Source organism: Bacteroides coprosuis, assembly GCF_020741705.1.
GTDB lineage: Bacteria > Bacteroidota > Bacteroidia > Bacteroidales > Bacteroidaceae > Bacteroides_E > Bacteroides_E coprosuis.
In genome coordinates, this window is the sequence record NZ_DYYK01000123.1 from 23,308 (window position 1) to 33,438 (window position 10,131).

Annotated in this window: 8 protein-coding genes and 1 tRNA gene; 2 read left to right on the forward strand and 7 right to left on the reverse strand. The window is 33.6% G+C overall.

The genetic code is table 11. The features are described 5' to 3' along the window. Positions 1 to 50: 50 nt before the first annotated feature. Genes K8V80_RS06965 through K8V80_RS06980 form a run of 4 tightly spaced genes read right to left on the reverse strand, consistent with a single transcriptional unit; the run spans position 51 to position 5,702 of the window. The gene (locus K8V80_RS06965; protein WP_276776467.1) at positions 51 to 2,342 is read right to left on the reverse strand and encodes an ATP-binding response regulator; all 2,292 of its coding nucleotides are present in this window, start codon (positions 2,340 to 2,342) and stop codon (positions 51 to 53) included. Positions 2,343 to 2,349: 7 nt separating this feature from the next. Continuing rightward, complete coding sequence (locus K8V80_RS06970) at positions 2,350 to 3,693, reverse strand: MATE family efflux transporter (RefSeq protein ID WP_276776468.1); 1,344 nt, start codon at positions 3,691 to 3,693, stop codon at positions 2,350 to 2,352. Positions 3,694 to 3,708: 15 nt separating this feature from the next. After that, a complete protein-coding gene (locus K8V80_RS06975; RefSeq protein WP_276776471.1) occupies positions 3,709 to 4,947 on the reverse strand; it encodes a M16 family metallopeptidase in 1,239 nt (412 codons plus the stop codon). 5 nt (positions 4,948 to 4,952) lie between these two features. Then, positions 4,953 to 5,702 (reverse strand): peptidylprolyl isomerase, encoded by a 750-nt coding sequence (locus tag K8V80_RS06980; protein WP_423773067.1) that lies wholly within the window; start codon positions 5,700 to 5,702, stop codon positions 4,953 to 4,955. Positions 5,703 to 6,000: 298 nt separating this feature from the next. Here K8V80_RS06980 and K8V80_RS06985 point away from each other — a divergent pair, with 298 nt between their 5' ends. After that, positions 6,001 to 7,416 (forward strand): sigma-54-dependent transcriptional regulator, encoded by a 1,416-nt coding sequence (locus K8V80_RS06985; protein WP_276776477.1) that lies wholly within the window; start codon positions 6,001 to 6,003, stop codon positions 7,414 to 7,416. 345 nt (positions 7,417 to 7,761) lie between these two features. Here K8V80_RS06985 and K8V80_RS06990 read toward each other — a convergent pair whose 3' ends face one another. Genes K8V80_RS06990 through K8V80_RS07000 form a run of 3 tightly spaced genes read right to left on the reverse strand, consistent with a single transcriptional unit; the run spans position 7,762 to position 9,793 of the window. Next, the gene (locus K8V80_RS06990; protein ID WP_276776480.1) at positions 7,762 to 8,436 is read right to left on the reverse strand and encodes an RluA family pseudouridine synthase; all 675 of its coding nucleotides are present in this window, start codon (positions 8,434 to 8,436) and stop codon (positions 7,762 to 7,764) included. A gap of 4 nt (positions 8,437 to 8,440) precedes the next feature. Then, positions 8,441 to 9,187, reverse strand: a complete 747-nt coding sequence (fabG, locus tag K8V80_RS06995; RefSeq protein WP_276776483.1) for a 3-oxoacyl-[acyl-carrier-protein] reductase — start codon at positions 9,185 to 9,187, stop codon at positions 8,441 to 8,443. Between the two features lie 21 nt (positions 9,188 to 9,208). Then, positions 9,209 to 9,793, reverse strand: a complete 585-nt coding sequence (locus tag K8V80_RS07000) for a TetR/AcrR family transcriptional regulator (RefSeq protein ID WP_276776485.1) — start codon at positions 9,791 to 9,793, stop codon at positions 9,209 to 9,211. Between the two features lie 230 nt (positions 9,794 to 10,023). Between K8V80_RS07000 and K8V80_RS07005 the strand changes: the two genes are divergently transcribed. Next, positions 10,024 to 10,096: transfer RNA gene (locus K8V80_RS07005), tRNA-Met, on the forward strand. Positions 10,097 to 10,131 lie beyond the last annotated feature (35 nt).

The following is a 10,131-nucleotide window of genomic DNA, read 5'->3' on the forward strand; positions in this document are numbered from 1 at the left end:
TGCTATTTTGAAGAGTAAAAAACTCTACGTACTATTTCCTCAAATATACTTTATTTTGGAGAGTTGATATAATCATATATAGCATTTATCAACTCTTCGATCTGTATTCCTATCTTTTTAACTAATATTTGACACTGTTCTGTTGTATATGCAGGTTCTTTTTGATCTAAAGAATGGATGCTATCACTAAGTTCTCTAGAACTAAGCATTTTTACTAAAGGATATATTTTATGACAAATCGCTCCTACTCTAATTAAATCTTCTTCATTGGCAGCTTTTTTTAATTCTTCTTTATTTATTGTGGCTTCCTCTACAAATGATTTCAAAATAGATATCATAGCATCCACGTCCCCTTGGACAAAAGTAGTTAACTCTGCTATATTAAAAATAGCATCAGAGTTAGGAAGCTCTGGATAAACAGACTCAATAGGCCTTATGTTTTGAGAGACTTCTTTGCTTATAAATTGATTGTATTTTAAAATCACTTCTACTGCATTAAATGGCTTCTTCAATACTCCTATAAAACCATGACTTATCATTTTTTCTTCGTCTATTTGGTCACGAGCCGATACAGCTAGTACGGGGATAGATTTAAAATCTTCATAATTACTATTTCTCAATAATTCCACTAAATCAAATCCACTCATTTCAGGCATTTGAATATCTGTTATTAACAAATCAAACTTTTGCTTTTTCAGCACATCCAAGAGTTGATTTATGTGATTACAAGAAACCACTTCAGCACCATGTTTTTTTAACATAATACTAGTGAGCCTCAACTGTATTTGATCATCATCCAAGAGTGCTATTCGAGTAGATTTAGGAAATATAATATTTTCAGCTTGAGATATTTCTTCTTTATTCTTTAAACTTATTGGTAATTGCACAGTAAATAGAGTGCCCTCATCTATTGAGCTATCCACCCATATTTGACCTTTCATTCTAGAAATAATCTTACTTACAATAGATAGACCTAGACCAAAACCTTCTTTGCCTTGCGCACTAGCTAATCGAGTAAACTCCTTAAAGATTTTATTCTTTTCTTCTTCTGTCATTCCTCGCCCTGTATCTTTTACTTTAAAGACTACTTCAGTGGAAGATAAGCTCACAAATAATTCTACAGATCCTTGATCTGTGAATTTAAAAGCATTAGATATTAAATTATTCAATATCTGCTTCATCCTAACAGGATCGGACTCTATATGTTTATCTATATTTTCTCTCTGGGAATGATTGATTAGTTTTAGCTTTTTCTTTTCAAATTGAGGGAGAAAAGATAAGTAAATTTCATTTATAAAATCATAAAGGTTGAATATCGAAGGTTTGATATCTGCCTTATTTAAATCTAATAGATGATAGTCTAACAAATCATAGACTAACTTATATACATGCTCTGTAGCTATATCTATACTACTAATATATTCTTTTTGTTCTGAAGTTAAATTTGTCTTGGATAACAATTCTGAATACCCCATAATCGTACCTACTGGAGCCTTGATGTCATGAGTAATAGTCAGCATTAATTTTTCACGAGCATTCAATAGATCAGCAGCTCTTTTGTTCGATTCTTCGAGAGCTTTTCTGTATCTATTTCTCTTATCAATATCCCTCAATAATAAAATACTAAAAAGAACTGCAAGTATTACTGCACTAACTGCCACTAATCCTATCCATCGAACGGCACTTTTTCTACTCTTATTCCCTTCTTCTATTTTACGGAGTAAATCATCTACCCTTTCTTCATTATAGTGAGTTAATATAGAATCAATTCTGGCAGAAATCTGCTGATTCATTGCTTGTAGCTCATTAGCCTTTCTTTGACGTTGATATTTAGCTCTCTTCTCTTGAGCTATTTTCTTCTGAATCTCTTGAAGCACAACTTTAGCACTATCATTCGGCTCTAAATTTAGGGTATCAACAGCCATCTCAACATAGGTACGTATCTGAACAGTACTGTCCATTTTACTAGGTGAGATAGCTTCAGCAATTCTCTTAAAGAACTTCTTTTTCTTCGGTTTTGAAATTACAGTATCACTTTTGGTAATGATACTCTTTTGCACCGCCGGCTCATGTTTAGAGTTCAGCAACTTTTCAACATCTTGGGATGAAATAGCTAAATCTGAATTGAGCTGACTCAATGATTGAATCAGCTCAATTAATTTTTCATCCTTCTGACCTACTAAAGAAGAAATACTATCGGTATGTAAACTCACATCGTCATCTACTTGAGTTAATAAACTAACATTACGATAAATAAACAATAAAGTTAGTAATAGTATGCCCAATAGTGCTATATACCCTGCTATAGCTTTAAATTTAATATGCTCAGAAGGTGTTTTCATTTTCTATTTATTGTTTCGTTTTTCGCTGGAACCGTCCCCAAAGGAGTAGCCCTGCGGTAGTCAAACCGACTGGCAGTGCCATCCAAATGCCTAAGATACCCCAATCGCAGATAAAACCAAAGACATATCCTAAAGGTAATGATACAACAAAATAAGAAAAAAATGCAATAACCATCATAGGTTTAACATCTGCAATTCCTCTTAAAGCATTCGCATAGTTAATTTGTAACGCATCACCAAATTGATATAACACCAAAGGAAACATTATGAGAAGAATCATTGCATTAATTTCCATATTCCCGGACTGACCAAACCAATCAACAAAATTATGTCGAAGAGAAAATACAATACTTGAAAGGAAGATAGCTATGACTAGAGTTAAATGGAAACCAGCAGACGCAGTTCTTTTTATGTTGAAAATATCATTATTACTTTTATAGTTACTTACTCGCACTGCTACAGCAGCCCCCATACCATAATATACCATAAAAGTAGCAGTAGACACTGTTATCACTATTTGATGTGCAGCCAAAGCATCGTGTCCTAGCCAACCAACCATAACGGCACTTAAGCTAAAACTAGCTGTTTCTAGTCCCATTTGAATACCCACAGGCCAACCTAATTTGTTCAGATGACCTACAAACTTTTGCGTTAAAGGTAAACGGAAAAAGCCTTCTCTATATTGATCATATCGATTGGCAAAAAAGAAGATGTATGCAAAAACTAGTACCATAAGGATACGAGAAAACAAGGTACTTAATCCTGCACCCATCAAACCTAATTCTGGACATCCAAACTTACCATATATTAAAGCATAGTTACCTATAATATTCAATGAGTTTCCTCCTATTAGCAACCACATAGGCATACGTGTATCAGTAATCCCATCTGCAAACTGTTTGAAGGCATTAAATAACACAACAAAAGGTAGAGAACATAGCAATATGATAAAGTAAGGTTTTATCAAAGGCATCAAGTCTATAGGCTGTCCTAAATGCTCGACATTCAAGTACACAATCCCCATAATAGCTGTAATCAGTAGTCCCACCATAAAGTTTGATACTAAACTAGCTTTCAAAGACTGACCTACCTCTAGAAATTTCTTTTGACCAAAAAGCCTTCCTACTACTGGAGTTAATCCATAGCTAAAACCTGTACCAAAAATAATTGGTAAATTGAATACATTGTTCACAAATCCAACTGCTGCTAGCTCATCCTTACTATGCCAAGAAATCATCAATGTATCAGCAAAACCCAATACAATCACACCCAACTGCCCTATAATTATAGGTATACCCAAGTATAAAAGAACTTTATAATGTTCTTTATATTTATTCAAAAAATCACTCATTATTTAATAGTATTCTTAATTTTCTTTTTTATAATATAGTACGGAACAATTATTTGGCTGTAAGGCAGCTCTTGCAACACTTCTCAACTTCTCAGCTGATATTGATTTATAATTGATCACCTCTCTATTCATATCTTCAGCATCACCCAATAATTCAAACCACGCTAGATTTGTTGCTACATTAAGATAGTTGATGTTGCTAAAGATATAATTCGATTCAAATTTATTTTTCACTTTTGTCAGTTCGTGTTCATCAACGAGCTCTGACTTTATTCGTTCAAGTTCTTCCCAAACTGCACGTTCTGCCGACTCTAAACTAACACCTGTATGCGGTTTACCACAGATATGAAATAATCCAGCATCTATTGAACCAGAGATATAAGCATCTAATGATGAAAATATCTTTTTTTCTAAAACCAAATTTTGATAAAAACGACTAGAAGTTCCATTGCTCAACACATCTGATAAAATATCATAAGCATAGTAATCTAAATTCTGTCTATCGCACATATGGAAAGCCATAAATAAAGAATCAACAGGAACCTTTCTCCTAACCTCTAAATGTCTAGGTTCTAATTGTAAGGGTTCTACAATAATAGGTTTCTTGTAATTGCTTACCTTATGTATGGGACCAAACCATTTTTCAGACAATTCAATAGTTGTTTCAAAATCTATATTTCCAGAAATAGCTAGGATAGCATTGTCAGGAGTATAAAAACGATTATAAAACTCTTGAACATCTTCTATCGTAGCATTTTTAATATGGGATATATCACGACCGATGGTGGGCCAACTATAAGGGTGAACAGAATACGCTAACCCTCTAATGAGATGACCAACATCCCCATAAGGTTGATTTAAATTTCTTTGTTTAAACTCCTCAACAACTACTCCTTTTTGAACCGAAACACTCTTCTCATTAATGAGAAGATCAAGCATTCTATCTGACTCAAGCCAAAAGCCTATTTCTACATTTTGCTTAGGTACTGTTAAATAGAAGTTTGTTATATCATTATTGGTCCAAGCATTATTCTCGCCTCCAGCATTTTGAAGAGGTTGATCATAATTTGGAATGTTACGAGATCCCGAAAACATTAAGTGTTCAAAAAGATGAGCAAAACCTGTTTTATTTGGATTTTCGTCTTTGGCTCCTACATTATATAATAAGTTTAAGGCTACCATCTGGGTAGCCTTATCCTCAACATGTACTAGACGTAGTCCGTTTGATAATATTTTCTTATTAATTTTAGGCATATTGATTAATCAATAATAGACATTTTAAGTATTTTAATGTCCTCATTAGGTCTATCATTTCTATCAGTAGAAGCTCTTTGTATTTTATCAACAACATCTAGTCCTTCAAGTACTTCACCAAACACAGTATAGTCTTCGTCTAAATGAGGAGTACCACCTACAGTAGTATATGCCTCTATTTGTTCTGGAGTAAATTGAAAATCGGGTTCTTTGGCTGCCTCAATTTCTGCCTCTTCTACTAGTTTTTCTTGTAAATCAAAAAGACCTTCTTCATCTTGCGCCTTACGCAACTTATAAATTTCCTTCATATGTGCTTTGGCTAATTTTTCAAAAGCTTTATTGATTTTCATTTCATTTTTCTGTTGCTCCATTTCCAAAAGAGAATCTTCGGTAAAAACAGTTCCAGTAACAATATAGAATTGACAACCTGATGATTCCTTTTTAGGATTTACTTGATCACCTTGACGAGCAGCTGATAGAGCCCCTTTTTTATGAAATAATTGAGGGTAAACAAATTCAGCAGGTATAGTGTAACCAACATCTCCCACTCCCAACATTTTCCCTTTAGGAGCATCTTTAGAATCAGGATCGCCTGCTTGAATCATAAAATCTTGTATTACTCTATGAAAAAGTGTGCCTTCGTAGGTTTTATCTTTGATCAGCTTTAAAAAATTATCTCTATGCAAAGGAGTCTCATTGTATAATTTTATAACAACGTCTCCCAATGTAGTCTCTATTTTTATTTTTTGCTCCATATTTTTGTTTCTATTTGAGTTCAAATTACAGCTCACTAAAAGTGAGCAAAGAATAAACAATGTCATTAAGGACTTATTCATAGCATTCATTTTTTAGGTGTACAAAAATACAACTATTCAAGTTATAAACCTTTTTTAAATAAAGCTTTTATCAGATTTTATTCTGATTCTTCCTATTTTAACAGAATAATAATACGATATAAGAGAATTAATAAATAACTCTGTGATAGGACTAAAGATTTGAAAAAACACTATACCTTTGTATCTATAACAGAGCTTAACTAGACTAATTCGAAACATGGAATCTATTTTAATAGTAGAAGATGATATTACATTTGGACTGATGCTGAAAACATGGCTAACCAAAAAAAGCTTTAAGATAAGCTGTGTTAGCACCATAGCAGATGCTAAAAAGGAAATTAAAAAATCTCATTTCCAATTGATTCTATCTGATATGCGTTTACCAGATCAGCAAGGAGAGGATTTACTGAAATGGATCCACCAAATGAACTTAAACATTCCCCTTATTATTATGACAAGTTATGCTGATATACAATCAGCCGTTCGTGTCATGAAGTTGGGCGCTTTTGATTACATTGCTAAACCCTTCCACCCTGAAGACTTACTTACCAAGATCAAAGAATGCCTCAAACCTAAAAATAAAATAAGTGAAAAGAAAAGTTCGTCAGAACAGAAAGAAAAGGATTCAATTGATAAACCTTTAGATAATCAAGAAAATTACATTGAAGGTAATAGTGCGGCTGCAAAACAACTCTATAAGTATGTTAGCTTAGTAGCACCCACCAATATGTCTGTCCTCATTCAAGGAGCAAGTGGTACAGGTAAAGAGCACGTAGCTCATCGAATACACCAACTTAGCGACAGAGCAAATAAACCTTTTATAGCCATAGATTGTGGAGCCATTCCTAAAGACTTAGCTGCTTCAGAGTTTTTTGGTCATGTAAAAGGTGCTTTTACTGGTGCATTGGAGAATAAGACTGGAGCTTTAGTTGCAGCCAATGGAGGTACAGTTTTTATGGATGAGATAGGTAATCTTAGCTACAATACGCAAGTACAACTATTAAGAGCCCTACAAGAAAGGATTATAAGACCTATCGGCTCTAACCAAGAAATAAGTGTCAACATTCGATTAATCTCAGCCACTAATGAAGATTTGCCTACTGCCATAGCAGAGGGTTTATTCAGAGAGGACTTATACCACAGAATTAATGAATTTACGGTACGTGTCCCCGACTTAGCCGAGCGAACTGAAGATATCAGTTTATTAGCAAACTTCTTCTTAGAACAATCCAACAAAGAATTAAATAAATCGGTTGAAGGTTTTACGCCTCAAGCAGAGCTTGCACTACTGCAATATGCTTGGCCTGGAAATATTCGACAACTAAAAAATGTAATAAGAAAGGCTACCCTCCTTGCTCAAGAAGACCTCATTACTTACGAAAACTTAGGTATGGAGTTTTTATTACAAACAACTAGTAGTATGACAAATGAGCCAACACAAGACTCTTCCCATACTACCACATCCCCCTCTATAGAACTGTATGACGAACAAAGTGAAAAAGAGAAAATTATTGCAGCCCTAAAGCATACACAAAACAATAAAACACAAGCTGCCAAACTATTAAAAATTGATCGAAAAACATTATACAATAAGTTAAAGCTTTATAGTATTGATACTAAAGATCTTTTCTAAAAAGAAGCCCATCCAAGTTGATTGAGATGGGCTTTTTTAGCTATTTCTTGATCGTATCACAGAATAAAGAATAACCTACTACTTACTCTCATTTTGCAAACGTATATTTTTTATGACACCGATATGATCATGACATGTCGGTGTCATGATACTCATATAACTTAGTTAAGACGTCTTCTTAACATAAATACAACAGCTCACAAATAAGAGGTTTTTAAACTAGTAACATTAGAATAAGGTAAATCTTTGACTCCTCGTTCCTGCTTCCATAGATTATGGAATAAATCCATTTTTATATAAAATAAAAGCGACTATCTTTTTCTTAGATAATCGCTTTATTATAATTTATTCGTAAAACTCAAACTGATCCCATATATCAGATTGTGGGACAGGAGCAATAACTTCAATATATTCTTTAGAAACAGGATGGGTTAAAGACAAATACCTAGCATGTAAACTAATACTACCATCAGTATTTGATCGAGCAAACCCATATTTTAAATCACCTTTGATAGGACACCCTATCTTTGATAATTGAGATCGTATTTGATGATGCCTACCTGTAAGCAAATTAATTTCTAATAAATAATAATTATCAGAATACCCAATAACCTTATATTCTAATTCAGCTTTTTTACTATCAGGTTTAATCTGATCGTAAGCATAACTTTTATTCTGTTTGGAATTACGAACTAAATAATGAGTTAGTTTACCAACCATATCTTTGGGCCTATTTTTTACTATTGCCCAATAATGTTTTTTGACGTCTCCATCTTTAAACATCTTATTGAGTCTAGGCAAAGCTTTACTAGTCTTTGCAAATAGTACAACCCCACTTGTAGGTCTGTCTAATCTATGAACAACTCCTATAAATACATTACCGGGTTTATTATATTTCTCTTTGAGATATAATTGTACCTTTTCAGATAAAGGTGTATCACCGGTTTTATCACCTTGGACGATTTCAGAGCTATCCTTATTAACTACAATGATATGATTGTCTTCGTATAAAACATTCATAGAATTACATGTTCATTCCGCCACAGCAATGAATAACTTGTCCAGACACATACGAAGATAAATCTGAAGCTAAGAAAGTTGCCACATTAGCAACATCTTCAGGAGTACCACCACGACGTAATGGAATTTGATCTGTCCACTGCTTACGCATTTCTTCTGAAAGAGCACCTGTCATATCTGTAATAATAAAACCAGGAGCAATGGCGTTAGCTCTAATACCTCTAGAGCCTATTTCTTTTGCAATTGATTTAGCTAAACCAATCATTCCAGCTTTAGAAGCAGAATAGTTACACTGACCAGCATTACCAGAAACACCAACAACTGATGCCATATTAATAATACTTCCAGAACGTTGACGCATCATTATTGGAGTACAAGCGTGGATAAAGTTAAATGCAGACTTCAAATTCACATTAATTACCATATCCCATTGTTCCTCAGACATTCTCATCATCAAACCGTCACGAGTAATTCCAGCATTATTTACCAATATATCAATAGATCCAAATTCTTTATGAATTTCTTTAACTACCTCTGCTGTTTGATTAAAATCTGCAGCATTAGAAGCATAACCTTTCGCTTTAACACCAAAAGCTTCTATCTCTTTTTCAGTAGCCTGAACATTTTCATCAATTTTTAAATCGGTGAAAGCAATGTTGGCTCCTTCAGAAGCAAATTTCAAAGCAATAGCTTTACCAATACCTCTTGCAGCACCAGTAATTAAAGCAGTTTTACCATCTAATAATCCCATAGTCTATTATTTTAATATAATTTATTTCTTACCAAGAGCACCAAAAACAATATTTGCTATGTACTCTTTTCTGTTCTCATATTTAATATCTGCACCCACTTGTCCCCGAATAAAAGGAACCTCAATACCCTTTAAACAGTAATGAACTAATGCGGCAGTCATCTCTACATTTTCTATGTCAAAGATACCTTGGTTAACACCATCTTCTAGCACCTTTTTTATTAAGTTTATTTCTTTTTTGTCAAAACGCTTACGGACATTTTCCACTTTCCAGATATCTCTAAAGAAACTGGCTTTTAAAGTTCCATTACGGAATACCACCTCTTTAACACCTTCTAGCCGGGCATATATAATTTCAAGAATTTTCTGATCAGGAGGAGTGTCTTTTTCTGAAACAGCTTTAAGGTATTCCCAAAGCTTATCAAGCTCTGATTGAACAACTGCTAAATAAACCTCTTCTTTATTTTTGAAGTACGTATATAGAGTCCGTCGACCTTTTTTTGAGGTTTTTGCTATATCATTCATAGTAGTATTCTCAACTCCATTTTTAGCAAAAAGGAGACGAGCAACATCCATCAATCTTTCTTTAGTTTTTGGAACTCTCATATAGTTTTAAATAAAACAATCTATAAACGATAAGTAAAAGTACCTTTTTTCTCATAAGCATACAAATATTGCTATTACAGAAAATCTCGAATTAGTAATATTTCTTAATAGAAAAGAAATTAGGATCCTAAGATACTGACTATTAAATAGAAAAGAAATTATATCAAAATAATAAAGAATAATATTTGGTAGAACCCAACAAAAGCCCTATATTTGCACTCAGTAATGATCGCGGAGTGGAGCAGTTGGTAGCTCGTTGGGCTCATAACCCAAAGGTCATCAGTTCGAGTCTGGTCTCCGCAACAAAGTAAGGAAGTTATGTAAATAGCTTCCTTTTT